This window comes from Paenibacillus qinlingensis, assembly GCF_013204845.1.
In the GTDB taxonomy this organism is placed as follows: domain Bacteria; phylum Bacillota; class Bacilli; order Paenibacillales; family NBRC-103111; genus Paenibacillus_E; species Paenibacillus_E qinlingensis.
Genome location: NZ_JABMKY010000007.1, coordinates 211,725 through 237,765 on the forward strand (window position 1 = coordinate 211,725; position 26,041 = coordinate 237,765).

The following is a 26,041-nucleotide window of genomic DNA, read 5'->3' on the forward strand; positions in this document are numbered from 1 at the left end:
TAATATATACCATCTAGTGTCAATTGTATAAATATAGGAGGTATGTATTTGCAAAAACAACTGTCAACTGCGAACAAAATGGCGTGGGAAACAAAAGCTTATCAGGCATGGGTCCACAATTATGGAACACCAGATGAACTTGCTGAGAAACTGAAACTGGGACACAAGCATTATTTGCGTTACTGGCTAAAATACATGGGTGATCCGGCGGGCAAGCGAATTATTAATTTACTTGGCTCACTCGGTCGTAAAGCCATTTCTTTAGCATTGTTAGGTGCAGAAGTTACAGTGGTAGACATATCGGAGGAAAATCGATTGTATGCGATGGAGGTTGCTTCCGCCGCTGGTGTCACACTTAACTATATTTGCTCTGATGTGTTGGATATCCCGAACGAAGAAACATTAGGCCAATTTGATATCGTGTTGATGGAGTTTGGTATTTTGCATTATTTTACGGACCTCCATGCTATCTTCAATATTGTTCGTCGTAGACTTGGGAACAATGGTCGGTTTATGTTGACTGACTTTCATCCTTTCGCACGTGCATGGCTCAACACATACAACATGCCACAGCCAACTGGTAACTACTTTGATGATACTGTTAAAGAAGGGCAAGTAGCCTTTGCTAAATTGCTGCCCGAGGAAGAACGCTCTGAGTTAAATAAGGTGTTAGTTCGAAGTTGGACAGTCGGAGAAATCATAACTGCAATCGGAACAGCAGGATTATGTATACGAACATTTGAAGAGATCGCAAGTAAGGCAGATCCAAGATTTCCGGAGTTCTACACGCTAATTGCTGATAAATTGGATGTGGAGTTATCTCCGTTATATCCTTGATTGAAAGTTGTACTTATAACGGATAACCCACAGCCTATGCTGTGGGTTTCTTTAGGAAATTAATAATTTTATTTTCACCACTAAGCATGGTTGCTATTCGCAAAATATTCACGTGTTTCTTTGCGAGATTGAGGAGTTAATACCCGATCAAGCTCTTCATTTAACCATGTAAGTGACTTATTACGCAGCACATTGCGCATACTATCTTCAGCTTCGAGCATGGTTAAGTTAATCACACAAGGAGATGCTTTAGCGCATGCAGCGTAGTCTTCATCACGGCATAGATAGCTATTATTCTTGATGTTTTTACATTGGAAAATGGGGGTAGCACCCTCAACAGCTTCTACTACATCCCAAAAAGAAATATCCGCAGGAGATTTGGCTAATTTATAGCCTCCTTTGACACCAGGGACAGAGATTACGATACCAGCTTTGGTTAATTTACTGAAAATCTTTGAAAGATAGGTCTCCGAAACGCCTTGAAATGCGGACAACTCTTTAATCCCTATGGTTGAATCAGGAGGAATATCAATTAAGTATACCAAGCAATGCAGTCCATATTCGACGCCAATACTATACTGCATCCAAACACCTGCTTTCCGATCTATATAAAGGTTGCTATTACACATCTTAGGTTGATTTAAACCCCTTGTCAAATAGGGGGATTTGGTGTTTTCAGCCATAAGGCCCATGTTTTATCGTTGACAGTTATAAACGAAATGGCTATATTATAGATATAGTTAATCGACGATTAATGTTATCGACGATATGACGAAGCCATATTTTATATCAATTAAAAAATGAAGGAGTGTACTCACACATGGAAATTAGATTCGATTATACGAAAGCACAACCGGAAGCTTTTCAAACACTTTTAAAATTAGAAGGGTATGTAAGAAAAAGCGGTATTGACCACAAACTGTTGGAGCTAATTAAAATCCGCGCTTCGCAAATTAATGGATGTGCCTACTGTCTGGATATGCATACGAAAGATGCACGTGCGATGGGGGAGACAGAGCAGCGCTTATATTTGCTCAATGCATGGCGTGAGGCTCCTTTCTATACGGAAGCAGAGCGTGCCGCGTTAGCATTAACGGAGGCTGTAACCAAAATTTCGGATGCTGGCGTTCCGCAGGAATTGTATGTACATGTCCGCAACCATTTTGATGAAGGCCAATTTGTTAACTTAATTATGGCGATTAATGCAATCAACAGTTGGAATCGAATTGCAATTTCAACAGGCATGGTACCAGGAGATTATCAACCAGCGGCACAGCGGTAAAATGAGTTATAAAATACTTCTATTTGATCTGGATGATACATTATTAGATTTTGGTGCTAATGAAAAAGATTCATTAAACAAATTGTTTCAGCATCATGGATATACGCTATCGGATGAGTTGTTTCATGTCTATAATTCCGTCAATAAACAGCTATGGGCTGATTATGAGAATGGTAAAATTGCTTTAGATGATGTTCTTAACGCAAGATTTTCAGAAACGATGTTAAGACTTGGGAAAGTTGTGGATGGCGTTGAATGGGAAAATCTATATCGAGAACTGCTAGGCAATGGGAATCAGCTTATGGAAGGTGCTTTAGAATTATGTCAGAGTCTATCAGCATCTCATAGACTGTTCATTATCACGAATGGCATAACCCAAACTCAGATAAAACGATTGAAGCTGTCTGGCTTATATGAATTTTTTGAAGGTATTTATGATTCTCAAAGCATAGGATTTGCCAAGCCGGCAAAAGAATTTTTCGATTACGTGATGAGTCAGATTAAAGATTTTAATAAAGAGGATGCACTGATTATCGGAGATTCACTCCATACCGATATACAAGGTGGTATTCTGTCAGGTATTGATACCTGTTGGATGAACACAAAGTCACAGAAAAGCTCTACAGAAATTCAAAGCACATACACGATCCACAGTTTAGCGGAATTATATGAGATATGCACCACTGTGAATTGATGGGTACACCAAAACCACTCCGCCTACGGAGTGGTTTTTCTTATATATAAATTAGTTGACCCGATCAGCAAACATCTTGTAAAATTTTGTTAAGTGTAAACGTTAGGATAATGAGCTTACTTCAAGGTAAGGGGATGATATATCAATGATCCATCAGCTTGAATGTCCAGTGGAGACAATCATTCATGTTCTAGGCGGCAAATGGAAACCAATGATTTTATGGCAATTGATACAATCCAATAAGCGATTCAACGATCTGGAAAAACTTATTCCTGATGTTTCACAGAAGATGCTTTCACAACATCTACGGGACTTGGAACGAGAGGGTATAATCAATAGAACGGTCTACCCCACCGTCCCTCCAAAAGTAGAATATTCCCTAAGTGAATATGGTCAAACATTGATTCCTGTAGCAGAAGTTATGTGTGCTTGGGGAGAAAACCATAATAAGCGGTAATATGAAGAATCTGTTTCTTAATATGGGGTCAATTCATTTGTACACTACTTCAAGGACTCATAACAAAAGCTGCCATGGGATTTTCCCTGGTAGCTTTTTTGCTATTTACAGTCAATCTTCCTTTAAGGTTTTCGCCTTGGACCAACAGGGATAACCCTGACTGCTTATAGTTACTTTTAAGTAAGGACCCTACATTAAAGTGGGTTCTTATCAAGATTTTTAAACGATGCTAAGCTTGAGTCAATCCAGAGATGAAATATTCAGAGTCAATTATAAAAGGAGGAATAAAGGATGAACATTATTGTTTTCGGAGCAACGGGGAATACGGGGAGAAGAGCGCTGGAGCAAGGGTGCAAAAGGGGACATGAAATGACGGCATTCGTGCGAAACTCTGAGAAGTTTTATGAACAGCAAGGAGAGCGTTCCGACACTCATGTGAAAGTGATTGTGGACGATATGTTAAACCCAGTAAGCGTCGGCGAGGCGCTCTCGCATCAAGACGTTGCTATTATTGCCGCCGGTCATGCAGGTCAAGGAGAGGAGTTCGTTCATCTCGTTGATAACATCATAAGCCAATGTGAAATCCAACCTAATTTTTCCGGGAGAGTATGGGTAATGGGAGGTGCCGGCCTGCTGGATATTCCATATACAGGCCTCATTGGCAACAATTTGCCTGGTTTCCCGCCCGCATATAGAAATCACAACCGGAATTATGAACGACTGCTGAAGTCTGAGCTCGATTGGTCCATAATGTGTCCGGGAACTATGATTGATTCGTTAGAACCTCCAGGGTCGGTTCATCTGCATGTAACAACGGAAACCTTGCCCATATCCATTCCGGAGATGATCAAGGAATTATCTGAATCCGATATAGCTGGTTACTTGTTCGGTCGGCTTCAAGAACTAGATGTTGCTTACGACGATGTCGTGAAATGCATGTTGGACCATATCGAGCTCGGAGGGCTTTATAAGTGGAAAAGGGTCGGACTCGCCTATCCAAGTGAGATTCCGGTGAGCTAGGGAGCAGAAAGGGAGATGGTGGGTTTGTTTGGATGGATTCTCGTTTTGCACATATTTGCTTCTATCGCGGTGATCGGTCCCGCTTTAGTGGTACCCGTCATTCGAAGGTCCGCTAGAAGCGTCGGCCAGTTGCACTTTGCTTTTGATGTAACGAACAAGCTTGCTATCCTGCTTAAAATTGGCGGAGCTGTACTTATGATTACCGGGGTTTGGCTTATGATCATAACGAAGATGGGATTGTCGCAAATGTGGCTAAATATATCGATCCTTTTATCGCTGCTCATGGTCGCTACGATCGAGGGATTAATCGGGCCGCGCATGAAGAAGATCATGGAGATTGTGTCTATATGTCAAAGCAAAGGGGAGGAAGTCCCCTTCGAGCTCGGTCGACTGATGAAAAAGATCACACCCATGGAAACGCTGGCACAACTGCTTATGGTTGCCATAGCCGTACTAATGATCCTTAAACCTTTCTAAAGCAGCCGCCAACCCTCGCAGAACGAATAGTTTAAAGAGACCAACTTACTATGAGTTGGTTTATTTATTTGCGGTTGGATTCAAGGATAAATGAAATTGCAAGTGAGTGCATAGCTTGTTCCTGCATTCAAGGGATTTTAGTTCAATAAAATAACGGCAGACGTTGCGTGCGAGCCAATGCTACAATTGAAATTGAACCTGATTATGAAGCCCTGAATTCGTATAAAGAAACTTACAACTGGCAAATTAAAAATCAAGGAGGAATCGAATTGGAACCTATCTCGGATGAGTTAAAAAAGAATTGGGAAGAAGAACTGAAAGAATATAGAGAAAGGCTATTTCAGATCAAATCAGAACAGAAAGTAATCAATTTCTATGAAACGGATAAACCGTACGGATGTTTCTCGAATTTTGCTAAGTACCCCATTGAGATACAGGGGGAGATCTGGCAGACATCAGAGCATTATTTTCAAGCGAAAAAGTTTGAAGAAACAGAACATGAAGAGCAGATAAGATTAGCTCCGACACCGATGGCAGCTGCAAGAATGGGGAGAGAGCGTTCGAGACCATTAAGAAGTGATTGGGAAGAAGTTAAACTAGATATTATGTACGAGGCTGTACTAGCCAAAATTCAGCAACATGAAACAGTTCGTGATATCCTTCTGTCAACTGGGAGTTGTGTATTGGTTGAGCATACAAAGAACGACGCATACTGGGGGGACAATGGAGATGGTACTGGGCAAAATATGCTTGGGAGAATTCTGATGCAAATTAGAGGGGATTTAGAAGGCTACGCACCTATTTTCTTAGTACCGCAATGGATTGCTTATCCTGAAGAACATCCTTACAGCATGTTTTGGCGAATGGGGGCAGGAGAGGACTATGTCATGAATCTAAGTAAGTGGAAGGATGAGTTGAGTGTGGGAGCAAAACGAGAGTATGATTGTTATTTTAAACGTCCAGATGATTGGAAGCTGAAAGAGGACTAGCTCCCCCAGCTTCTTTCTGAAAATTAACTAACAATGCGTAATCTCACAAATCTGTGTTAAAAAATGTTCAATGGAGAGCCACATCAAGAATAGTCCACCTGTAACAATAAACACGGCTCCCGCAATCGCAATCCAAATATGCGACTTCGTTCTTCCGACTTTGTTTGTATGACCGTTTTCCGAGTCAGCCGTAGGTTTTATATAGCTCCCTCCTTGTCCTCATCAACCGAACTAACTCCGTAACGCGCCAAAGCCTTTGTCGCCGACTCCAGCATGCGTCTTTTCAAAAAATCTCCCTCAATAACTCGAACGCGTTTACCCAGAAAACGGACCTTGGAAAGCAGATACTCCGTTTCGTCGCCAAGAATAGTTACCTTGACGCTATAGACATCATTCTCTGTATCATAGGCAACGTCTTTTTCAAAGCTGGAGAGGGCATATAGAATACGTGAAAGCTCTCTATTGTAATCACGAACCACTTCCAGGACGGCTTCGCCTTTCCGTGCGTCTAGAGCCATCTTGATTTTCACCTGAATGGTCTCTGCATCCTTTGTTTTCAATGTCTCAGCAGTGACATTTATAATCTTATCTAATTTCGTACGCATGAACATGTGATGCCGAAAATCAAACCATAGCAGGTACCATTCCCTTTTGACCATGGAATATTCTAATTTATAAGGCAGTCCGGTTTGGTCGGACTGAATACGTCCGTTCTTAATCTCGTAGTTTAAGCGTATGCCGCTCCTCTCCGTTATAAGCCTGCGTAACAACCGCAGAAGCGGGTGATAAACCTGTTTCTCCCTGCTACGGGCCTTCTCAATGAGATGGTCCGAGACGTCCATGACCTGATCTTGTGCGAGGATCGCGCGTAGTTTATCCAACGTTTCTGGAGTGAAAGCCTCATCCGCCGCAGGATGCCCAAGCATTGTTTTGAGCCACGACCGCTCGTGTGAAGTAACCATGAACGTACCCGAATCCTCTAATCGGGAAATAATTTGGTAATTAAAAATCTTCTCAAACAGATTCATAATAAGCCTGAATCTCCTTCCATTCGGCAATCATTTCCCTGCGGAACTGAGTCGGCTCGAGAATTTCACAGCTAGACCCGAAGCTGCGCAGCCATGGCTTAATTTCAGTCGTCCCGTTAACGAGAATCTCATAGATAAAAGAATGCTCCTCTTCCTGCACAATTTGCCCCCATTGCCCTTGCAGCATAACACGCTCCTTAACAAAGTTAGGTGCAGAGCCTTCTGGATTATAAAACCGGGCACGAACCGTGACAGGCTGCCCCGTGTCAATCAGCCAGCTATTGCGAATTTTCTCCTGAAGCTCAGCTGATCGATTATCAAAAACATCTTCTTCCACGAATTCATCTTCTTCGATCTGCGTGATCCCTTCCAACCGATATTTCCGAATCCCTTCTCTGCCGTTTGCAAGAAGATACCATCGCCCGTATTGATGATCGTAGATGACCTTTAAGGGAAGTGTTTTCTCCACTTTTCCGTTTGTATCCCGCTCAAATAGCGGGTTGGTGTTCTTAGAGGCGTAGCTTTTTTCGGACTTTGGTGAAAAATATAAGAATCGAACCTTACGACGGTTGCGGATTGCACTCAGGATCGTGAACAAATGGGCCTCATCTAAGATGCGTGAATAATAGTGATATTTATATAAAAAAGGCTCAATGGCGTGCCTCTCAGCATGTTGGCGAGTCAAATGCTTCTTCAAGCCATCGCGCAGCAAATAGCCTTGAACAGAAGGGACCTGCGTGTTCGCCATGACATCTACGAAATCATAGAGATCATAAAGTTCCTCGTTCGATAGTCCGTGGATCAAATCGTTTTGGATGCGGTAGCGATAGGGGCGAGCACCTGCTTGCCTTGAAATGACAGCAACTTCTTCCAAATACTTAAGATCAGAACGAATCGTCTTCTCATCGGGCAAGGATAGATCGGAAGATTGACTGGTGCAACAGATGTCTAACAGCTCCATAGCTGTCAAAGCTTGTTCGTTCATCGCGGCTATAAGCAGCGAGATTCTCTGAGATTCCGATTCCTTCAGGGATTTGGCTCGGAATAAGAACAGCAGCATCGGATCGGTGGATTCGTAATAGCTGAAGCGAATTGTTTCGGCGAACTCCTTGCGCTCCTCCTGCGGTAAGTGCTGATACGTGGAGCTTACGATTTCTTTTAACCGTCGAATGGTCTTGTCAAAAGTATGGATAGATATGCCGAGTCTCTCTGAGAACTGCTGTCTGTTGTAGGCACCACTCGTCAGCACCAGCATGCGTAGAAACTGGATTTCCTTGTCAAAGCTTTCCTTAGCCACCCTATTCCTCCGTTCAATCTACATCATATATCCATTGTAACAGGGGATGGAATTGGGCGAAATGGTAAACTTTCTCTGTTGTCGTAATACTTTTGCCATGTTCGAAGGGATAGAAATGAGCGAAGATAGGTATATAAGGCCGACGCGATAATTTTTGCAATTGGAAGGAAATAACAATCGATAATTGAATACATACATGTACCCAAGGAGGAAGTCATATGTCCGATGTTCATCAACAAATCCTAGAAGAATTGAAACGGATCGAGAAGGAAGAAGGCGTTCGCATCCTGTATGCTTGTGAATCAGGCAGTCGAGCATGGGGCTTCCCGTCCAAAGATAGCGATTATGACGTAAGATTTATATATATCAGACCGGTGGAGTGGTACCTTTCGATTAATGAAAAACGCGATGTCATCGAGCGACCGATCAGCGATATGTTGGATATCAATGGCTGGGATCTGAGGAAGGCTTTGAATTTATTTCGTAAATCGAATCCGCCTTTACTCGAGTGGTTACAGTCGCCCATACCGTATCTGGAGAATTTCACGGTGGCCGATCAAATCCGTCGCATTTCGCCACTCACGTTTTCGCCAAAATCCTGTATGCACCACTATTTGCACATGGCAAAGGGGAATTACCGGGAATACTTGCAGGGTGATCATGTCAAAATTAAAAAGTATTTCTATGTCCTGCGCCCGATCTTGGCCTGTGAATGGATTGAGCGAAAGAACACGATGCCGCCTATCGCGTTTCAAGATCTTGTCGATCGTTTAGTACCAGAGGGCAGTCCGCTGAAGGCAGCTATTCAAGAACTGCTTGCTCGTAAAATAGCCGGTGACGAAATGGATTATGAGCCAAGAATCAATCCGATTAATGAGTTTTTGGAAGAGAGAATTGCCTACTATGATCAAATGGCGCCTACCATGCAGGTTGGTGAAGGTGGTCAGGATCGGCAGCTAGACGAGTTATTTCGTTCGGCATTGAAGGAAGTATGGGGATAAGGGTTACAATTTCACTTACAGGAGCTGAACAGCATGGCTTATCAAAATATTAACGGCGTACGCGTCTGGGGGCAACCCGATGAAGGCGCTTTGTCACAAGCAAAAACATGTTCAGAAACAGGAAGAGTCGTTCAAACGCTCCTCATGGCAGATCATCATAAAGGGTACAGCCAGCCGATAGGCGGAGTTGTCGTATACGACGGTCAATTATCGCCATCAGGCGTTGGCTATGATATTGCTTGTGGAAACAAAGCGGTAAGAACCAATCTAATGGTTGGGGATATAAAGCCTCGCATGGCAGGGATAATGGATCAAATTGCTCGGAAAATTTCCTTCGGTATCGGACGGGTAAATAATGAGAAGGTTGATCATGATTTGTTTGACGACCAGGATTGGGATGTATATAAAGCAATCGGTAAACAAGAGCACGACAAGTTAAAGGCACTTGCTCGTGATCAGCTTGGAACCGTAGGCAGCGGGAATCATTTTGTGGATGTGTTTGAGGAAGTGAGCACAGGCCGAGTGTGGGTGGCTAATCACTTTGGCAGCCGCGGGTTCGGTCATAAGACAGCGAGCGGCTTCATCAATCTGACGGCTGGCCGCGACTTTCTGGGCAACGCACCCGGTGAAAAGATGGATCAACCGCCGATTCTGCTGGATTTGTCGAGCGAACTGGGAGACATGTACTTCAGGGCCATGAAGCTGGCAGGGCGGTATGCCTATGCGGGGCGAGATTATGTGATGGAGCAAGTGTTGGCTATTTTAGGAGCAGAAGCAGATTTCGCGGTGCATAATCATCATAATTTTGCATGGAAAGAGGTCCATAATGGTAAGGGAGCAGTAGTAGTTCGGAAAGGGGCTACGCCTTCTGCCCCGGGACAACTAGGCTTTATCGGGGGGAGCATGTGCGATATCTCCGTGATCGTCAGAGGGAAAGAGACCGATGAGAATCGAGATGCTTACTACAGCACGGTGCATGGCGCCGGCAGGGTAATGAGTCGGACGCAAGCGGCAGGCAAAATGAACTGGAGAAACCGCACTCGAAGTGGCGGTCAAATTTCACCAGACCGCATGATGAAGGCGGTCAAAGATTACGGCGTTGAGCTTCGTGGAGCGGGAACGGACGAGAGTCCTTTTGTCTATCGGAAGCTGGCAGATGTGCTCCATGCGCATGAGGAGACGATTGAGGTTCTGCACGTGTTGAGGCCAATCGGCGTTTGTATGGCTGGGGCGGATGAGTTTGATCCGTATAAGGATTAAGAGGGGAAGAATACTATGGCAATTGTTCAAGTGAAATCTACGAATCCCAAGTTCTCTTTTTTAATAAAGAAAAACCCGAATTCTGGCATCATGCTTAGGTCCATTCGAAAAGGATTGGCCTATGGTTGGTATACCAATGATGCCACCTACAATGTTTATTTCAAGGACGCAGATAATGAAATTTCCTATAAGCAGCATGAGAAGGACGATTTCGAATATTTAAATGTATCCCGTTACAATACGCCACTTTTTCCACTGAATGCAATCAATGAGTTCTTCTCAACACCTTTAAAAGTGCAGCATGAGCAAGATATTGATGGGTATGAGCATACGTTTTTTGTCAATATGATTCATATTGAAATGGTGCGGTACATTGAGTTCTTTGAAAAGCATCTTAAAGGATTCACGTTTGAAATCACGCATCAAGCTCATAAAAGCTATGAGCTAACGATTACAACACAGAAAAGTCTCAATCAGCTGCTGCATGTTGTTAGCGTACTTTGTTTATTTTTGTCCATGTTCGGCAACGAATATATCGATATCTCTGATAGTATTCTGGATAAATATATTAAAAGTATTCAAATCATTGATGCGCCATTCTACATTCGAAGCCTGTTTGTGAGAAACTTCCTCCCTTCTAAGGATCGGTTCAAAAAGTATAAAAATGAACTAGAGAATACAAGTCGGTATGATATTCAGTTTGATTTTGGTGGTACGGCACTGCAACGGAGAAACTATATCGCAAGAACGTTACCATTTAATAAAGCAATTCTAGATATTGGTTGCGGAGAGGGATACTACGCTATTTCCTATGCCTCAAAAATTGAGGATTGTTATTATGCCATTGATATTAACGAAGAGCTACTCGAAGTGGTGAACCGTAAAGCCAAATCGAAAGAAATTGATAATATAATTACGTATCGCTCTATTGATCATTTCCTAGAGACATATAACGGAGAACAAGTCGATGTGATTCTAACGGAAGTTATCGAGCATATGAGCAAGGAAGAGGCACGAGTGCTTATCGAACACATATGTGAGCATGTGACTTTTGATCATTTTGTTATTACTACCCCGAATTCCGACTTTAATCAATTTTATGAACTAGATGGTTTTAGACATGACGATCACAAATGGGAAATGGGTCAGCATGCATTCAAAGAGTGGTTTATGACCATAGCGCTTGGGAGAGAGTTTGAAAGCGAGTTTGTAACCATCGGAGACGGTGTTAACAACATCCAGACTACACAAGGCGTTATTTTGAAGAGGAGGGAGGGATAACACGTGGAAATCCAGACTAAAATTCATACGATCTTTATGATGATTGGGTCAACAGAGTGTGGTAAGACGACGTTTGCAAAGGAAGTCCTAATCCCTCAACTTAAATATGAGGACGCAACGAAAAATTATAAATCCAATGTGCAGTATCTATCGTCAGACAGCATTCGCCAGGAGGTGCTGGGTCAAGAATATGACAAATACGAGCAAATCATGCTCGAGGCGAGTGAACAGGCATTCCATCTTTTATTTGAGCGGTTGAAAATGGCAACCTCCTTTCCCATTAATGCGGAATTCGTCATTGTGGACACAACAGGCTTAGCGGAGGAATTTCGGGAAAAGGTACGTGAGATTGCACATCAAAACAACTATAACCTTGAGGTCATCCTGTTCGACTATCGTAAACGTGAGGATTACTATGCTTCAGACCGCTCAAAAAAGCTAATTACCAATCATATTACCCGCTTGAAAAAAGAGGTACTCGGCTCGTTATCAAAGGAAGGCTATACTAGAATTCATAAAGTTCGATACAAGGATTTCTACAGTGTGACGGATTGCAAGGCTAATGCTTCTTACAAAATCACTATTCTGGATTATAGTGAGTACTTAACGAAGATCCTTCCACAAGATGATAAGTATATCATCATTGGTGATGTACATGAGTGCCTAGAAGAGCTTAAGGGCCTTCTGCTGGATTATGGTTACAAAATAGAAACGAATAAACTCATCGTCACTGACAAGGTAAAGAATACAAAAGTTATTCTAGTTGGCGATTGGATTGATAAAGGGAAGCAGACGAAAGTAATTATTGATTTCTTATATGAAAATCAAGAGCACTTTTTGTTTATCATCGGGAATCATGAGAACTTCGTGTATAAATACTTGCGTGGGGAAATCGCTGGCGTCGATCAAGAGTTACTTCGGTCATACTTTGACTCTACACAAATTCTTACGCAGGATTCCGAACTACTAATGAAATTTAATGAACTGATTGCGATCTCCCAGCCTTTTTATAGGTTTATTGGAGGAAACGGCCCTTCTTATTACATCACACATGCCCCATGTAGAAACAAGTATATTGGCAAAATGGATTCCAACTCAGTTAAGCATCAGCGGAGCTTTCGTATAGACCGTGAAGCAACCTATGAGGATCAACTTGGATTTCTCAAAGATGAAGCCGTAAAGAATCACCCCTATCATGTTTTCGGACATATTGCAGCTAAGAATGCTTTTCGAATTAAAAACAAAATTCATATCGACACGGGATGCGTTCAGGGCAATGTTTTAACATCCGTTAACATCACTTATAAGCCTTTTATTAAATCGCATAAGTCGAGTAGAGCTGTACTTATCGAGGAACTGAAAACCATATTTCAGGAAGAGAGAAAAGTATCAGTTCAAGATTTGGCGGATGAAGAAGTTCGCAGATTACGCTATGTCTCCCAACATAAAATTAATTTTATTTCCGGAACAATGTCGCCCGCGGATAAGGACGAAACGACACGGGAGCTAGAATCCTTGCAGCGGGGGTTGCAATATTTTGCAGAACGTGGAGTTAAGAATGTTGTCTTGCAACCTAAGTATATGGGCTCTCGCTGTAATTTATATTTAAACAAGGATATTGAACTGTGCTTTGCAGTAAGCCGCAACGGGTACAAAATCAATCAAATTGAATTGACGGAAATATACGAGCGGTTGTTAAAAAAGTTCAGTGGTTTTATGGAGCAAAATCAAGTTAGCATGCTTATTTTGGATGGTGAGCTTCTTCCCTGGAAAGCCATTGGAGATGGGTTGATTCAAAAGCAGTTCAAACCAATCGAGAAAGCATTAGAAAGCGAATTTGCGTTCTTAAGGCAAAATGGCTTTGAAGGAGCGTTTGATAAGTTAGTACATGAATATGAAGCAAGTGGATTTGAGCAGGATCAATTTCATATTTCTAAAACGGTGCTAAGTGATAAATATGGATCTCACTTGTATTCAAATTATAAGTACGTTCATGAGAATTTAGAGAAGTATGTGCCATTAGACGAGCATGTGAAAGCCTATCAAACCTATAAGAAACAGCTGGAGATATATGCAGATGATGCAGAATTGGTTTATAAACCGTTCGCTTTGTTGAAAGTGATTTATCAAAATGGCAATGAAGAGATTCCTAATTGGCATACTTCAGATGAGTACCGTTTTGTTTCAGAGGACGAATGTATCTTGTTAGATTTAAACGATCCGGAATGCTTCCAACAGGCAGAAGAATTCTTCTCGAAATTAACAGTAGACAATCATATGGAGGGTGTTGTCATTAAGCCCGAGGTCGTGGAGAAACATGTAGTTCCTCATATGAAGGTTCGAAATAGGGACTATTTATCCATTATTTATGGCTATGACTATCGTTTCCCACATAAGTATAAGAAGTTATTGAAGCAAAAGAGTATTAACTCTAAGTTGCGAACTTCTATGAATGAACATCGTTTAGGAACGAAAATGCTTCAAATTAAGTTTAACGACATTCAGCCAGACAATGAGCAATTTAAGGAGATTGCTGCAAGTTTGCTATTCGAAGTCGCCAAGGAAAAAGAGATAGATCCACGCTTGTAAGCTGTAGTAAGTTGCATTTCATGAAGCAAGGGAACCAGGATCCCCTATTTCGGCGAATTGCTCAAGAAAAGACAACGAGGGGAACGTCGGTGCGCTATTCGCCTAAATACCGCTAGAATTAGCGGGAATCAGCTGAATAGCGCACTCACGTTCCCTTTCGCCGTTAGAAATGGCTATTTTCATCCAAATAGCGTATTCTCGTTCCCTTTCGACTACCTATCGAAAGAAAAAAGCAGTCCCCAAGTAGTAACCTACCTACTTCGGAGACTGCTTTTACTCACTCAACGCATCCTCTAATTCCCACGTATCGCCGATGCCGCTCACCTTGTAGCAGGAACCCTCCAACGAAATGCAAGCTTCCAGCTGGAGCTGCGGAAAGGTTAACAACCAGCTTTCCTCGTTGTTCACGTACTCAATAGGAAGCACGTCATGCAGGTGCCGGATGAAGTCGAAGACATGCGTGTCATCGCCCGCTCCCCGCTTGAAGTCAACCCAATGACCGGTGACCTTTCGATCGTTCACCGCGGTGAGGAGATCGATTAGCCAAAAAGGAGCAGCTCCTGCTTCTTCAAGCTCATTTTCCGCTATGTGCTCCGCCAAGGCTTGCTTATTAATCGTCTGCGACCCGTCAGCAGATAATGCTGTAGCCAGCTCATCCAAGAGATGACTCAAATCGTTCCGTTCAGATGAACCCATGCCCTCATCCTCCTAGCTTACTGGAAACATTGTATTGATTTTCAATTTGCCATTGTCTGGCTGAATATCTAATTGAACCTGATCGCAAGTGACCTCTGTACCATCACGGAGATAGCCGACCCCTGCACCTGGCACGCTGATTATGGTACCCATGCCGACGAGTTTTTGCTTCGGCGCATTTTTGGACACCAAAGTACTGTATGCACTGGTGAAAGCTGCCTTGTGCTTATCATCCGATACGAATTTCGAAGCAGCTTTGCCCGTTGGCACTTTACTCACCCGACCGGAAGGCGCGGTACCGCTTTTCAATCGTTCACGTTGCTGTTCTTCCGTTGTATGCGCCCCGTGATCGGCGTAGGAATGTCCACCACCAGAATCATACGTGCTTGGATCATTGGCATCCAATCCGTCGTACAGAGTGGCAGCCACCTTTTGAATCGTATCCGAAGAGCTAGATGCCTCTCCACTTACTAAACTATCGTTGTCCGATCTCTTCATTTGCATACGTTCGCCGCCTAAATCAGATGCTTTCGCTCCCATATGATCGGCTTCGGATTCTAATCCATGATCATCATTAATAGCGACCCCACCAGCTTGTTGCGTGGGTGCTACTCTGCCTTGACGCTGTTGGACGACATGCCAAGCTTCGTGCGGTAAATGCTGCTCTTGACCAGGACCTACATGAATGTCATTTCCTTGCGCATAAGCTAAGGCTTGCAACTGAGCAGGTTTATCGGAATTGTAATGCACTTTAACGGAATCCATGGATAGCCCGGACAGATTTTCAACACCCGATTTCAAATTATCGGGCATGCCCGTGTTATTCTTTTTAGTCTGAATAGGCTTCTCAGAAGGTGTTGGTGTTGGAGATTGGGATCTAAACAATTGAGCGACGGCGCGATTTCCGATGGTTCTCTGTAGTTGTGCGATATGTGAAGTGGAAAAAGAGGACATGCGATCCGCTGTTCCAGTCTGTTTTGCAGAGCTGTTGGAAGCGTTATGTTTATCGTGTTGTTCTGACGATTGATTATTTTTCACATGTGAGTGATAACTCATGAATAAAATTCACCGCCCTAAGTAAATGACCTAACTTTCAACAAATTCCGTTTAGTTTCCTTATTTATTTTAAGGTAAAAGTTACCATTGGACAACAGTTCTAAAGTTGTGTTTATTTCTCCGGATGTACAAAGAGGTTGCTGGTGAACTTCCAGATGCACATCAAATTTGACGGAGAACAACAAAAGGACCGTCCCATGAGGTAAAATATGGGGACGGCCTTTCTATTAGTTAGATGGATAAAAACGATAGTGGAGGGTTCAAAGTAAAATCTCTATCAGTAAGGAAAGTAAGGAATCTGAACGTGCTCGGTTATCACACCTACGGGTTTAATAATGATATCCTTGGATTTTGCCGTTGTCTGTGACAATTGAATCGTACCGCTTCCATCGTAATACATCGGCTTTACTTGTTCATTTTTCATCCTTACGCCTCCTGTAATATTAGTATTACGATCTATAGTGTAGCATTTTTTTGTGAATAAACAATACATAAAAGGCAGGAGTCGCACAACATGACGCTATTATTCGGCGCAATCATTCGGTTCGAAACGACTGTAATCCCTCATGCAGTTCTCGGGCTTCCTCCGTTAGACGCCTCGAGGATACCGTAACCTCATCAAAAGAGGATAGCTGCTGCTGGCCCATTGCAGAAACTTGCTCTACTTCGAAACTAATTTGCTCAGAACGTACCTTAACTCCAGCCATTTCCTCACCTAGCTGCTTAATGTTGGCATCGGCGTCATGGATTTGGATACTGATGGCACCAAGCTCACTATGAATGTCCATATTCACATTGTGAATGGCTGTGAATGTTATTTTAGCCTGCTGTGCACTCCTATTTCCTCGTTCCAAATCTTCCAGTCCCTGCTTCATCTGCAAACGAATAAACTCAATCCGATCTTGCACATTGCCTGTCTGAAATTCTGATTCCTGTGCAAGCTCCTTCGATCTTTGAGCTAGTTCTTTTACCTTCTGGGCGACAACTGCAAAACCGCGACCTGCCTCACCGGACCGAGCAGCTTCAATACTCGCATTAATGGACAAAATATTCGTTTGGGCTGCAATCTCTCGCAGCTGTTTCATCGTGCTGTTCAGTTGTTTAAATAAAGCATGCAAGCTGTCCGTATCATAATCAACCTTCTTCATACCTCCAGCGATCTGAACGTATTGATCCATGAATACAGCAATATGTTCGTCTCCTTTACGAGCAAGTTCTAAGGAAAGTTCGGCATGACCGTAGATAATCTCCTGCTTACCGCGAATATCGTGAAAAGCATGCATCACATTTTCCACCTCGGTCGCTGCCGTTTCAATCGATTTGGTTTGATACTGTGCTGCCTCCGTAATGGATAATGCCCCTTCAGCAATCTCTGAGCTGGCATCTCGATTCTCCTCCATTGCACGATTAATGTTGCTGGAAGAAGTCTGTACTTTCGCATTCATATGCCGCACGGTGCCGATCAACGCTAATAAATTTTCAGTCATTCGGTTAAACGAATTGCAAAGGTCTCCGATCTCATCACGACTAGAGACAAGAAGACGAGAGCCATTCAGATTACCGAGTGCGATAGCGGATGCGCGCCTGCTGAGTTGTTCAATTGGACGAATGACAATTCGATTAAGCGCCATAATCAGTCCAATGGATACAACTAAAACGAGGACATACATAGCTAGGCTCCATAGCATATCGCGCGAGAACTGGTACACAATCTTCGTTTGCAACTGACTGCTGGCAATCAGCTTCAAGCGAATCAGCTCTCCGACTTCATCCTGTACGATCTGCGTCGTATCCATAATGATGTCAAACACAATCTGTTTATCCTCTACTTTGATAGCTTTGTCTAGACTTTCAACCTTATCTCGGAGTGAACTCATTGTATTGGCAACGACATGAATCTGCTCCGTTACTTTAGGATCCTGTTCTTTGCTTTTTAATGTGATAATCCCCTTATCCATCGTATCCAACAGTTCGAATTGTTTGCCTTGCTTAAACGTTTTCTTAGCATAAAGGATATCTCTCATTTCTGAATCCAGCTCATTTTTCAATTGTCCGTTAATGGCATTCGCTGCGGCAACATCCATGAGCAAGCTGTTATATTGACGAATATAGCCGGAGAACTGCTCGTATTGAAAGAAACTTGCAACCGCTGTCAATAAAATAATGATGATGAACGAAACGACCAGCTTCGTCCGAATCGAAAGATGCTTCCAATTATTCATTGCTTTCACTCCTCAAGCTGTGGATGCTTATTAGTAGTAGATTAGCATCTATTATTTCGAGCGTCTTTACGATAATCGGCAATTATATGTGCTTTTTCGGCTAATAGTAATGTTATTTCCTATATATTACAAAATAGAAAATATTCACAAATACCATGTTGGTTCATGGATTGCTGGTTATACAAATGGCGTGTTTTATGAGGTTAACGGTTGTGACGGAGAACAGGTTAGAGTTTTTTTAAATATTGAAACAAGAGATTTAATACTAAACAGCGCAAACAATTCAGCTGCAGTAATTAAAATAATAAAATGAATAGGTAGGATGGAGAACCCCTTGTGAGAGGGGTTTTTCGGTTTCTTTTTGACCGTCCAATGATAAGAAATGTCTCAGAAAACCACCTTCTACTTAACTCAAATAAATAGTTTGTAAAATAGTTCAAAAGAAGCAGGAATTTATCAAGGGATGTCGAAAATTCTAAGTTGTTTTCACATTTACATCACACTTTTTTTACAATTCGTTCACAATTATTTTTACAGATATGGAGTTGTTAGCAGAGTGTATCTTATCGACCGAATTAATCAAATCTACCAGCGATACAAGGATTACGAATGGATATATATGCTCCCCCTTGTCGTGCTTTCACTAAAGAGGAAATTAGAGTACTTTTTCTTTATCCTGCACTCGGAGAAGGGGCTTCCGAAATCGGAAGATTCGCAGTGGTACCTGAATTACGCCCACTCCTTGTTAACAGATTTCAAGATTGGTTTACATATGAACGATCTTCTCTATATGGGTTATAACCTCGTTCTCGCCATATTAATAGGTGTGTTTAAGGATGAACATACCGTTGTTTTTATACAAGCAGTAACAACTGCATCGTGTGTGATCCTGGTGTATTTCATCACGCTTCGCTTATTCAACCGAATTACTGCAATTGTAGCCTCGTATTTCTATGCAACTTCCTGGCACATTACGGTGTGGTCAATGTACATTCTTTCAGATAGTTTATTTATGAATTTAGTCCTGCTGAATGTGTTCCTTCTTTTTAAAACGCTTGAGAATAACAATAAAGTCATAGGTTCGTTATTCCTCGTGTCTTCGCTTCTCATGCTGGTATTCCGTCCAACGGGTGTTCTGACGCTTGTATTTATTTTCATCTACCTTGTACTGAATGTTAAACGAGAACAACCGATCAATTTCCTCAAAAGGCATAGATATAAATTTATATGCGCATTACTACTTGTTTTCATAGCAGGTGGTTTGCTTCTAGGGGCCGACAAATTCAATCCACTTCTGACATCTCTACAATATAATGCGAAGTTAGTCCTATACAATATTTATGCCAAAGGGTGGATTTATGACAACCCCTCAGATTATGACTATTTTTATCGTCCTGATTATCGCATTGATATCTTAGGCAGCTTGATCCTAAGCTTCCTTATTCATAATTGGGATCATGTGCTGGTTTTATATGGAAGGAGAGCGCTTGCATTCATCGGCTGGTGGGTATGGAAGACAGATGTTCGGAGTGTGGCAGGGGTTATTAAATTGTTCAAGGATATCATCCCCACGCTTCTATTTCTATTGGGAACTTACGCTGCCATGAGGAACAACATATTCAGAAAAACATCGATTGTATGGTTAGTGATTGTGTCGATATTCCTATTCTGTATGGTGTTGTTCATGGATAGTATGTATCGCTATAAGCTGCCTGCCCTACCTTTTATTTGTATCATCTGTGGATATGGTGTGGAAAGATGGATCCGCATCATGCTATTGTTCATTAACCAATTAGAGGGGAAGTTGCTTCAATGGAACAGAAACAAGCACTCATAGTCATCCCGGCCTACAATGAGCAGAACAATATACTAAAAGTAATCAGGGATGTACGTGAGAATCTTCCTAACTACGATATTCTCGTTATTAACGATTGCTCGAAGGACAACACATCGGCGATAGCCAAGCAAGCAGGAGATGGCGTCAAAGTTGTGGACCTCTCCTATAATCTAGGGATAGGCGGGGCGGTGCAAACGGGCTTCAAATATGCCGAGAAGAATGGTTATTCGTATATGGTGCAAATTGACGGTGATGGTCAGCATCTTCCCAGCGAGGTAAATAAGCTATTCGCCTATATGATGCAGACGGAATCTGATATGGTCATTGGCTCTAGGTTTCTAGATATTAAATCATTCCAAACGACGTGGACAAGGCGCCTGGGCATTAAAGTGTTCTATTATTTATTTCGCTTATTAATCCAAACGAAGATTACGGATGGGACATCAGGGTTTCGTATGTATAATCGCAAGAGTATAGAGCTGTTAAGCCAATTTTATCCAGACGATTACCCTGAACCAGACGCCATTATTTTAATTAGCAAACATGGACTACGCATTGGGGAAATCGGTGTTGAAATGAGAGAACGTGAACATGGTGTCTCTTCCATAACCCCGATGCAAAGTCCCTATTATATGACGAAGGTGATTATGTCGATCTTATTCTCTTTTACAAGGACAAGGACGAGGTGGTAGGAATGCTAACGAGTGAACATCATCTGTATAGTGTGCAATTAATGGGTGTCGTCTTCAGTTTAATTCTAATGAGTACCGTATTTATGATGGTGAGGGCTAGAAGACTTCGGGAGAAATATGCACTTGTATGGTTTGTGATTGGCATATTTACGTTGATTATGTCCATGTTCACGGATTTGATGGAGTGGTTCTCTAAATTACTTGGTATCGACTATGCGCCATCTGCATTTTTTGCCATTCTAATCGCATCTGCCTATCTGCTCTTGTTGAATACGAGTATAAGTATCTCAGGTTTAAAATTACATAACAAAGCGCTTACGCAGGAACTTGGATTGACGAAGCTAAGGCTAGAAGAACTTGAGAAGAAAAGCGTTGAGGAGGAAAAATCATCAAATATATCATGCTAGTTGCCAGTGTACTCATGACCGTTGTGGCCAGTACCCTGCTTAAAATTGGTGGTCGAGCTGTCAATTTCGAGGGCGGAATTATGGCTATCGCGATAGGTTACATGACGACACCGTTGATTATAACCGGTTTTGCTTTTTATGCGCTGGCGGCTTTCATCTGGATTTATTGCCTGTCCCAATTTGACCTAAGCTATGTGACATTCGTGTCGAGTATTCAATATATTTTTATGATTCTCGTCTCGATTATGATTTTCCATGAACAAATTAGCGCCATGAAGTGGGCGGGATGTGTGTTTATTATGATTGGTGTTATTTTATGGTTGAGAGGATAGTCTGCATGTATCGTTGTTTGCCCTATACCGAAGACATGAAGGAAGACTGGGACAGGTTGGCATGGTCTCAAGGGACCATTTTTCATACGTTGTCATTTAGACAGATTCTGCTCGAGACGTTTGGCTATCAATGCTTGTATCATGCTGTGGTTGATCAAAGTGGCCAGATTTGCGCGTTAATTCCATTAACAAGTGGTCGCAACTTAGGACTCAAGCGGGTTGGTGTTTCGCTCCCTTTTGTCAATTATACAGATGTGTGTGCCCGGAATGAGGATGCCGCGCAATGTGCTATGGATGCCATGGTGCAGCTGAAGGAGAAATACCGTCTTCGTTACATCGAGTTGAGATTTAAGAAGGGGACGATGCTGAGCGAAGGCAAGCAGTCGTCTCAGATGCTGACGCAATTGGATACAGATCATGGTCAATTGAACAATTCCAACCACACGTTCGTGCTGCCATTAACCAACGAAGATGAGGTTCTATCTCTCTCCACTGGCAATAATCGTAACCATATCCGGAAGGTCTACAAGAACAACTGGTTTCAGGTTTCTTATGATAAAGGGAATCTTGCACAATTTCATAAGGTCTATGTTCGGCGTATGAAGCAGTTGGGGTCACCCGCGCAGGATATCCGATTTTTCCAAAGATTCTTCGACTATTTACCTGATCATGCGGTACTGCAAACCGTTCTAGATGTAAATACAGGTGAGGTAGTCGGTGGAATGCTGCTCTTGCTAAGTCCGGGCAATTCAACGCTGTATTATCCTTATGGAGCGAATTTGACGGCGTATAATCACAAATATCTCAATAACTTTATGTATTGGGAAGCTGTGAAATTGGGAATTAGAAGCGGGCTCAAGCAGCTTGATCTCGGTCGTTCACAAACCGGTTCAGGAACGTATAAGTACAAAGAACAATGGGGGGCAACAGCCGAGCAGCTCACCTATGTCGTCATGGGCAGCGTCAATAAAGGGGCGGGTCCTGCAGATAAAGAAAAGCTTCGCTTCTTCATCGAACTCTGGAAGAGAATGCCTAACATGGTGACAGAGCCAGTAGGTAAGCAACTCATTAAGTATTTAATGCCGTAACCAACCAACAATATGTGACATGACAATCGGGGGAAATAGAGAATGGCTAATCTTAGCTGGAAACAGTATTTTGACAAGAGGGCAGAGGTTCATGGAGCTTCCGTACAATCCTCTGATTACTATAATGAAGAAAGCTTCTTTCTGCAGCGCAATCATACGTTAGGTTGGCTCGGGGAACTTCGCGATAAAGAAATTTTGGATGCAGGTTGTGGCGTAGGTGCATTCAGTGAGCCTCTCGTAGGGACAAACACGGTGTATGGAGTAGATTTCTCGGAGAGAAGCCTTGCTTTTGCTGCAGAAAGAGGGCTTCGTACTTCGTCGGATGATTTAACGGCGCTTCATTTTGATGAGGGTAAATTCGACCTCGTGCTTTGTATTGGTGTTATTCAGCTGATCGAACAGTATCGAGCGGTTATTGCGGAATTGGCCAGGGTCACGAAGCCTGGAGGGACGCTGCTTATCGAAACCTTGCACCGCAAGTCATGGCAGAGGAAAGTGCTTCGATTGTTCGAGAAAACCAAAAAATTCGATCGCATGTACGCCATGGATGAATTGAAGAAAGTATTCATAGAGCATGGATTTGAGCATATAGAGTTCTTAAAGATCTATCACCCCTTCCCCTACGTTTCAAAAGGAAGCACAGGGTGGAAAGCGCACGATCGGTTGTGCACATCATTCGCTATCAAAGGAAGTAAGAAGCATGTCTAATTCGTCCAAACAGATCACGAATCTACTCACCTTTGACATTGAAGAATGGTTTCACGCGAATTATGATGGGGTGACGGCAGACCGTACGAAGGGATCTAGATTCCGTGCCCACATGGATACCCTACTTCAAATGTGCAGCGATGCGGGGTGTAAAGCGACCTTTTTCACACTTGGCTGTATTGGGGAGGATTACCCGGATATCGTGAAGGCTATCGCGCGTGAAGGTCATGATGTCGCCTCTCATGGGTATGCTCACGAATTAGCCTATAAGCAAACCAGAGAAGAGTTTCGTGAGGATGTCCAGAAATCAGTGGATATTCTCGAGAATCTAACAGGTACAAAGGTTCTTGGCTATCGGGCGCCGTCATGGTCAATCGTTGAAAGCAATCTCCATTACCTTGAAGTACTGGAAGAGCTGGGCCTTCTGTATGATGCTAGTATTTTTCCTGTCAAAACGTTTCTTTATGGGATTCCTACAGCGAAGAAGGAGATCCATAAGCCGATAGTGAACGGGAGGGAACTTAATCTCTACGAGGTTCCGATGTCTGTTATGCGCGTTGCTGGTAGGAATGTGGGTTATTCCGGCGGGTTTTACTTTAGGTTTTTCCCTGAATTCATCATTCGAAAAGCTATTCAATCAGCCAATCGTCAAGGAAAGAGCTCCATAGTCTATTTGCATCCGCGCGAAATTGATACGAGGGAACATAAGCTGGATCTTCCCAGCAAGGAGCATTTTATTCATTACTACAATATCAAAGGTACCAAAGCCAAGCTTGCCAACATGTTGGAGGCATTCGCGTTTACGTCAATCTCGGAGCATTTGAAAAGGCAGTATACAAATTGAATATAATGGGTATCCGTTAGAAGAGATGATTAGAAGTTGCTCAGACATACATTAAGGAGTACATTTATGTATTGAAATGGATGCTCATGTAGGAGTAAAGGAGATCGAAATCTATGACGTATACCTCACATAGAAATAAATTAACGGATGTCAGCCGTAAACTGGCTAAAGTTGCCATGGGAGCAGAAGCTGCGGATCTTGTTATTCAAAATGGTACGTTAGTCAATGTGTATTCTGGCGAACTTATTGCCCATATGGATATCGCGATTGCAGCGGGACGAATTGCTTTCATCGGAAGAGCTGATCATACGATCGGGGACAAGACAGTCGTAATCGATGCGAAAGGGCAATACATGGTGCCAGGTTTGCTGGATGGTCACATGCATGTGGAAAGCACGATGCTTTCCGTGACGGAATTCGCCAAAGCGGCGATCGTCAAAGGGACGACTGGGATTTTCATGGACCCGCATGAGATCGCGAATGTGTTCGGATCCGAAGGGGTTAGACTTATGCATGAAGAGGGGCAGCCTCTGCCGCTCAAAGTGTTCACGACCTTCCCTTCCTGTGTGCCAGCAACGAATGATTTGGAAGATGGCGGTGCTACCTTAGAGGTAGCTGATATTCAAGCGGGACTCCAGTGGGACAATGTGGTGGGACTAGGTGAAGTGATGAACTTCCCAGGTGTTGTGTTCGGAGATCCCAAAATGTGCGGAGAAATCGAAGCTACGCTGCAAAGCGGGAAAACAGTGACAGGACATTTCCCAAGTGAAGATGATCATATGCTTCAAGCTTATCTCGCATCAGGTGTTACGTCGGACCATGAGACAGTAACCCGCGAGCAAGGTCTGCATAAGGTTCGCATGGGGATGCATCTCATGATTCGAGAAGGATCTGCGTGGCATGATGTCAAAGAGGTCATCAAGATCGTCACGGAGGATGGCGTTAATACGTCCAATATCTCCCTCGTTACCGATGATGTGAATCCGCAGACGCTTGTGGAGAAAGGGCATCTCAATCATGTGGCACGACGCGCAATGGAAGAAGGGGTTTCTCCAATCACTGCGATCCAAATGGTCACCATTAATGTGGCGCGATATTTTAAGCTGGAGCATGATGTGGGATCCATCACACCGGGGAAATGTGCAGACATCCTCTTGATGGAAGATTTGCAGAAAATGGAGCCTTCCATGGTCATTACGGATGGGCAAGTCATTGCGGAGCAAGGTGAGCTAGCAGTCGAATTCCCTGTGTTTACGTACCCGGCCCATATTCGCAATTCGATGAACGTGAAGCGGGAGCTGACGGCGGAGGACTTTAAGTTTAGGGCGGCTAGGGAGCAGGAGAAAACGAAAGTCAATGTGATCCGCGTGATCGAAAATAGTGCGAGAACCGAGAAGATGACGGCAGAGCTCGCCATTGGGCAAGGGATCGTCCTGCCGGATGTCGAGCAAGACATTGTTCGCCTAGCCTGTATCGAGCGGCATCGAGGTACAGGTCAAATCTCACTTGCTTTTGCCCATGGCTTTGGCGTGAAGTCTGGCGCGGTGGCCTCTACGGTGGCCCATGACAGTCACAATCTGCTTGTGATGGGGATTGATGAAGCGGATATGGCGTTCGCTGCGAATGAGCTTGTGAAGCTTGGCGGTGGCATGATCGTTGTGGAAAATGGCCAAGTGCTGGCCCAAGTCCAGATGACGATCGCAGGCCTGATGTCAGAGAAAACACTGCCTGAAGTCGTCAAGGAAGTCGCTCAGATGGACAAAGCATGGCAGCACATCGGATGTTCCATGAATGCACCGTTCATGACGTTTTCTCTCATTGCTCTGCCTGTGATTCCCGAGATTCGCATTTCGAATCGGGGGCTGGTGGATGTGACTCAGTTTAAGCTGATCGATGTGGAGATTATCTAAACAATCCATAAAATTCGAACCTTGTCTGAACATTAGA

The 26,041-nt window shown here is 43.1% G+C and carries 26 protein-coding genes; 19 read left to right on the plus strand and 7 right to left on the minus strand.

What is annotated here, in order from left to right; translation table 11 throughout:
• Window positions 1-48: 48 nt before the first annotated feature.
• Entirely contained in the window at window positions 49-837 is a 789-nt protein-coding gene (locus HQN88_RS15605; protein WP_173113591.1) for a class I SAM-dependent methyltransferase, read from the plus strand.
• An 80-nt stretch (window positions 838-917) separates the two neighbouring features.
• On the opposite strand, the gene HQN88_RS15610 is transcribed toward HQN88_RS15605, so the two are convergent.
• Window positions 918-1,421 carry an Rrf2 family transcriptional regulator gene (locus HQN88_RS15610; protein WP_173113595.1) on the minus strand — a complete coding sequence of 168 codons (504 nt, stop codon included), beginning with the start codon at window positions 1,419-1,421 and terminating at the stop codon, window positions 918-920.
• A gap of 236 nt (window positions 1,422-1,657) precedes the next feature.
• On the opposite strand from HQN88_RS15610, the gene HQN88_RS15615 reads away from it, so the two are divergent.
• The 6 genes from HQN88_RS15615 (at window position 1,658) to HQN88_RS15640 (ending at window position 5,756) form a co-directional block, all read left to right on the plus strand.
• Window positions 1,658-2,119 (plus strand): carboxymuconolactone decarboxylase family protein, encoded by a 462-nt coding sequence (locus tag HQN88_RS15615; RefSeq protein ID WP_173113598.1) that lies wholly within the window; start codon window positions 1,658-1,660, stop codon window positions 2,117-2,119.
• Window positions 2,064-2,813 carry a YjjG family noncanonical pyrimidine nucleotidase gene (locus tag HQN88_RS15620; protein WP_246320267.1) on the plus strand — a complete coding sequence of 250 codons (750 nt, stop codon included), beginning with the start codon at window positions 2,064-2,066 and terminating at the stop codon, window positions 2,811-2,813. The genes HQN88_RS15615 and HQN88_RS15620 overlap by 56 nt, the downstream gene beginning before the upstream one ends.
• Before the next feature lie 145 nt (window positions 2,814-2,958).
• Window positions 2,959-3,270 (plus strand): winged helix-turn-helix transcriptional regulator, encoded by a 312-nt coding sequence (locus tag HQN88_RS15625; RefSeq protein WP_173113601.1) that lies wholly within the window; start codon window positions 2,959-2,961, stop codon window positions 3,268-3,270.
• Window positions 3,271-3,561: 291 nt separating this feature from the next.
• Window positions 3,562-4,290, plus strand: coding sequence for an NAD(P)-dependent oxidoreductase (locus HQN88_RS15630; RefSeq protein ID WP_173113604.1), 729 nt, complete (start codon window positions 3,562-3,564; stop codon window positions 4,288-4,290).
• A gap of 15 nt (window positions 4,291-4,305) precedes the next feature.
• Window positions 4,306-4,767: a DUF2269 family protein gene (locus HQN88_RS15635; protein WP_173113607.1), complete on the plus strand. Its 462-nt coding sequence runs from the start codon at window positions 4,306-4,308 to the stop codon at window positions 4,765-4,767.
• Window positions 4,768-5,036: 269 nt separating this feature from the next.
• Entirely contained in the window at window positions 5,037-5,756 is a 720-nt protein-coding gene (locus tag HQN88_RS15640; RefSeq protein WP_246320268.1) for an NADAR family protein, read from the plus strand.
• A gap of 197 nt (window positions 5,757-5,953) precedes the next feature.
• On the opposite strand, the gene HQN88_RS15645 is transcribed toward HQN88_RS15640, so the two are convergent.
• Entirely contained in the window at window positions 5,954-6,784 is an 831-nt protein-coding gene (locus tag HQN88_RS15645; protein WP_173113610.1) for a WYL domain-containing protein, read from the minus strand.
• Window positions 6,771-8,081 (minus strand): helix-turn-helix transcriptional regulator, encoded by a 1,311-nt coding sequence (locus tag HQN88_RS15650; RefSeq protein ID WP_173113613.1) that lies wholly within the window; start codon window positions 8,079-8,081, stop codon window positions 6,771-6,773. The genes HQN88_RS15645 and HQN88_RS15650 overlap by 14 nt, the downstream gene beginning before the upstream one ends.
• 218 nt (window positions 8,082-8,299) lie before the next feature.
• Here HQN88_RS15650 and HQN88_RS15655 point away from each other — a divergent pair, with 218 nt between their 5' ends.
• The 4 genes from HQN88_RS15655 to HQN88_RS15670 are packed head-to-tail and all read left to right on the plus strand — an operon-like array spanning window position 8,300 to window position 14,212.
• Window positions 8,300-9,082: a nucleotidyltransferase domain-containing protein gene (locus tag HQN88_RS15655; RefSeq protein WP_173113616.1), complete on the plus strand. Its 783-nt coding sequence runs from the start codon at window positions 8,300-8,302 to the stop codon at window positions 9,080-9,082.
• A 33-nt stretch (window positions 9,083-9,115) separates the two neighbouring features.
• Complete coding sequence (locus HQN88_RS15660; protein ID WP_173113618.1) at window positions 9,116-10,342, plus strand: RtcB family protein; 1,227 nt, start codon at window positions 9,116-9,118, stop codon at window positions 10,340-10,342.
• 15 nt (window positions 10,343-10,357) lie between these two features.
• The gene (locus HQN88_RS15665) at window positions 10,358-11,623 is read left to right on the plus strand and encodes a class I SAM-dependent methyltransferase (RefSeq protein WP_173113621.1); all 1,266 of its coding nucleotides are present in this window, start codon (window positions 10,358-10,360) and stop codon (window positions 11,621-11,623) included.
• 3 nt (window positions 11,624-11,626) lie between these two features.
• Window positions 11,627-14,212, plus strand: a complete 2,586-nt coding sequence (locus tag HQN88_RS15670) for a metallophosphoesterase (RefSeq protein WP_173113624.1) — start codon at window positions 11,627-11,629, stop codon at window positions 14,210-14,212.
• A 273-nt stretch (window positions 14,213-14,485) separates the two neighbouring features.
• On the opposite strand, the gene HQN88_RS15675 is transcribed toward HQN88_RS15670, so the two are convergent.
• From HQN88_RS15675 to HQN88_RS15690, 4 genes are all read right to left on the minus strand, one after another.
• Complete coding sequence (locus HQN88_RS15675) at window positions 14,486-14,908, minus strand: hypothetical protein (protein ID WP_173113627.1); 423 nt, start codon at window positions 14,906-14,908, stop codon at window positions 14,486-14,488.
• Window positions 14,909-14,920: 12 nt separating this feature from the next.
• Window positions 14,921-15,964 (minus strand): eCIS core domain-containing protein, encoded by a 1,044-nt coding sequence (locus tag HQN88_RS15680; RefSeq protein ID WP_173113630.1) that lies wholly within the window; start codon window positions 15,962-15,964, stop codon window positions 14,921-14,923.
• A 277-nt stretch (window positions 15,965-16,241) separates the two neighbouring features.
• Window positions 16,242-16,388: a hypothetical protein gene (locus tag HQN88_RS15685; protein ID WP_173113633.1), complete on the minus strand. Its 147-nt coding sequence runs from the start codon at window positions 16,386-16,388 to the stop codon at window positions 16,242-16,244.
• Window positions 16,389-16,500: 112 nt separating this feature from the next.
• On the minus strand, window positions 16,501-18,186 hold the full coding sequence (locus HQN88_RS15690; protein WP_173113637.1) for a methyl-accepting chemotaxis protein: 1,686 nt from the start codon (window positions 18,184-18,186) through the stop codon (window positions 16,501-16,503).
• Window positions 18,187-18,742: 556 nt separating this feature from the next.
• Between HQN88_RS15690 and HQN88_RS15695 the strand changes: the two genes are divergently transcribed.
• The 8 genes from HQN88_RS15695 (at window position 18,743) to ade (ending at window position 26,004) form a co-directional block, all read left to right on the plus strand.
• Window positions 18,743-20,023, plus strand: coding sequence for a glycosyltransferase family 39 protein (locus tag HQN88_RS15695; RefSeq protein ID WP_173113640.1), 1,281 nt, complete (start codon window positions 18,743-18,745; stop codon window positions 20,021-20,023).
• Window positions 19,999-20,715 (plus strand): glycosyltransferase family 2 protein, encoded by a 717-nt coding sequence (locus HQN88_RS15700; RefSeq protein ID WP_173113643.1) that lies wholly within the window; start codon window positions 19,999-20,001, stop codon window positions 20,713-20,715. Before HQN88_RS15695 ends, HQN88_RS15700 begins: the two co-directional genes overlap by 25 nt.
• 2 nt (window positions 20,716-20,717) lie before the next feature.
• Window positions 20,718-21,122 carry a DUF2304 domain-containing protein gene (locus HQN88_RS15705; RefSeq protein WP_173113646.1) on the plus strand — a complete coding sequence of 135 codons (405 nt, stop codon included), beginning with the start codon at window positions 20,718-20,720 and terminating at the stop codon, window positions 21,120-21,122.
• Between the two features lie 80 nt (window positions 21,123-21,202).
• On the plus strand, window positions 21,203-21,454 hold the full coding sequence (locus HQN88_RS15710; protein ID WP_173113649.1) for an EamA family transporter: 252 nt from the start codon (window positions 21,203-21,205) through the stop codon (window positions 21,452-21,454).
• Between the two features lie 5 nt (window positions 21,455-21,459).
• A complete protein-coding gene (locus HQN88_RS15715; protein ID WP_173113652.1) occupies window positions 21,460-22,542 on the plus strand; it encodes a GNAT family N-acetyltransferase in 1,083 nt (360 codons plus the stop codon).
• Between the two features lie 42 nt (window positions 22,543-22,584).
• Window positions 22,585-23,250, plus strand: a complete 666-nt coding sequence (locus HQN88_RS15720; RefSeq protein WP_173113655.1) for a class I SAM-dependent methyltransferase — start codon at window positions 22,585-22,587, stop codon at window positions 23,248-23,250.
• On the plus strand, window positions 23,243-24,094 hold the full coding sequence (locus HQN88_RS15725) for a DUF3473 domain-containing protein (RefSeq protein WP_173113658.1): 852 nt from the start codon (window positions 23,243-23,245) through the stop codon (window positions 24,092-24,094). Before HQN88_RS15720 ends, HQN88_RS15725 begins: the two co-directional genes overlap by 8 nt.
• Window positions 24,095-24,207: 113 nt before the next feature.
• Complete coding sequence (gene ade / locus HQN88_RS15730; RefSeq protein ID WP_173113662.1) at window positions 24,208-26,004, plus strand: adenine deaminase; 1,797 nt, start codon at window positions 24,208-24,210, stop codon at window positions 26,002-26,004.
• The last annotated feature ends 37 nt before the right edge of the window (window positions 26,005-26,041 follow it).

Bases quoted from the DNA above. Each gene is read 5' to 3' on its own strand.
- HQN88_RS15715 (WP_173113652.1), top strand. From the start codon at position 21,460: ATGTATCGTTGTTTGCCCTATACCGAAGACATGAAGGAAGACTGGGAC.
- HQN88_RS15710 (WP_173113649.1), top strand. From the start codon at position 21,203: ATGGCTATCGCGATAGGTTACATGACGACACCGTTGATTATAACCGGT.
- HQN88_RS15630 (WP_173113604.1), top strand. From the start codon at position 3,562: ATGAACATTATTGTTTTCGGAGCAACGGGGAATACGGGGAGAAGAGCG.
- HQN88_RS15705 (WP_173113646.1), top strand. From the start codon at position 20,718: ATGCTAACGAGTGAACATCATCTGTATAGTGTGCAATTAATGGGTGTC.
- HQN88_RS15615 (WP_173113598.1), top strand. From the start codon at position 1,658: ATGGAAATTAGATTCGATTATACGAAAGCACAACCGGAAGCTTTTCAA.
- HQN88_RS15725 (WP_173113658.1), top strand. From the start codon at position 23,243: ATGTCTAATTCGTCCAAACAGATCACGAATCTACTCACCTTTGACATT.
- HQN88_RS15645 (WP_173113610.1), bottom strand. From the start codon at position 6,784: ATGAATCTGTTTGAGAAGATTTTTAATTACCAAATTATTTCCCGATTA.
- HQN88_RS15660 (WP_173113618.1), top strand. From the start codon at position 9,116: ATGGCTTATCAAAATATTAACGGCGTACGCGTCTGGGGGCAACCCGAT.
- HQN88_RS15720 (WP_173113655.1), top strand. From the start codon at position 22,585: ATGGCTAATCTTAGCTGGAAACAGTATTTTGACAAGAGGGCAGAGGTT.
- HQN88_RS15635 (WP_173113607.1), top strand. From the start codon at position 4,306: ATGGTGGGTTTGTTTGGATGGATTCTCGTTTTGCACATATTTGCTTCT.
- HQN88_RS15625 (WP_173113601.1), top strand. From the start codon at position 2,959: ATGATCCATCAGCTTGAATGTCCAGTGGAGACAATCATTCATGTTCTA.
- HQN88_RS15700 (WP_173113643.1), top strand. From the start codon at position 19,999: ATGGAACAGAAACAAGCACTCATAGTCATCCCGGCCTACAATGAGCAG.
- HQN88_RS15675 (WP_173113627.1), bottom strand. From the start codon at position 14,908: ATGGGTTCATCTGAACGGAACGATTTGAGTCATCTCTTGGATGAGCTG.
- HQN88_RS15665 (WP_173113621.1), top strand. From the start codon at position 10,358: ATGGCAATTGTTCAAGTGAAATCTACGAATCCCAAGTTCTCTTTTTTA.
- HQN88_RS15680 (WP_173113630.1), bottom strand. From the start codon at position 15,964: ATGAGTTATCACTCACATGTGAAAAATAATCAATCGTCAGAACAACAC.
- HQN88_RS15610 (WP_173113595.1), bottom strand. From the start codon at position 1,421: ATGCAGTATAGTATTGGCGTCGAATATGGACTGCATTGCTTGGTATAC.
- ade (WP_173113662.1), top strand. From the start codon at position 24,208: ATGACGTATACCTCACATAGAAATAAATTAACGGATGTCAGCCGTAAA.
- HQN88_RS15685 (WP_173113633.1), bottom strand. From the start codon at position 16,388: ATGAAAAATGAACAAGTAAAGCCGATGTATTACGATGGAAGCGGTACG.
- HQN88_RS15655 (WP_173113616.1), top strand. From the start codon at position 8,300: ATGTCCGATGTTCATCAACAAATCCTAGAAGAATTGAAACGGATCGAG.
- HQN88_RS15690 (WP_173113637.1), bottom strand. From the start codon at position 18,186: ATGAATAATTGGAAGCATCTTTCGATTCGGACGAAGCTGGTCGTTTCG.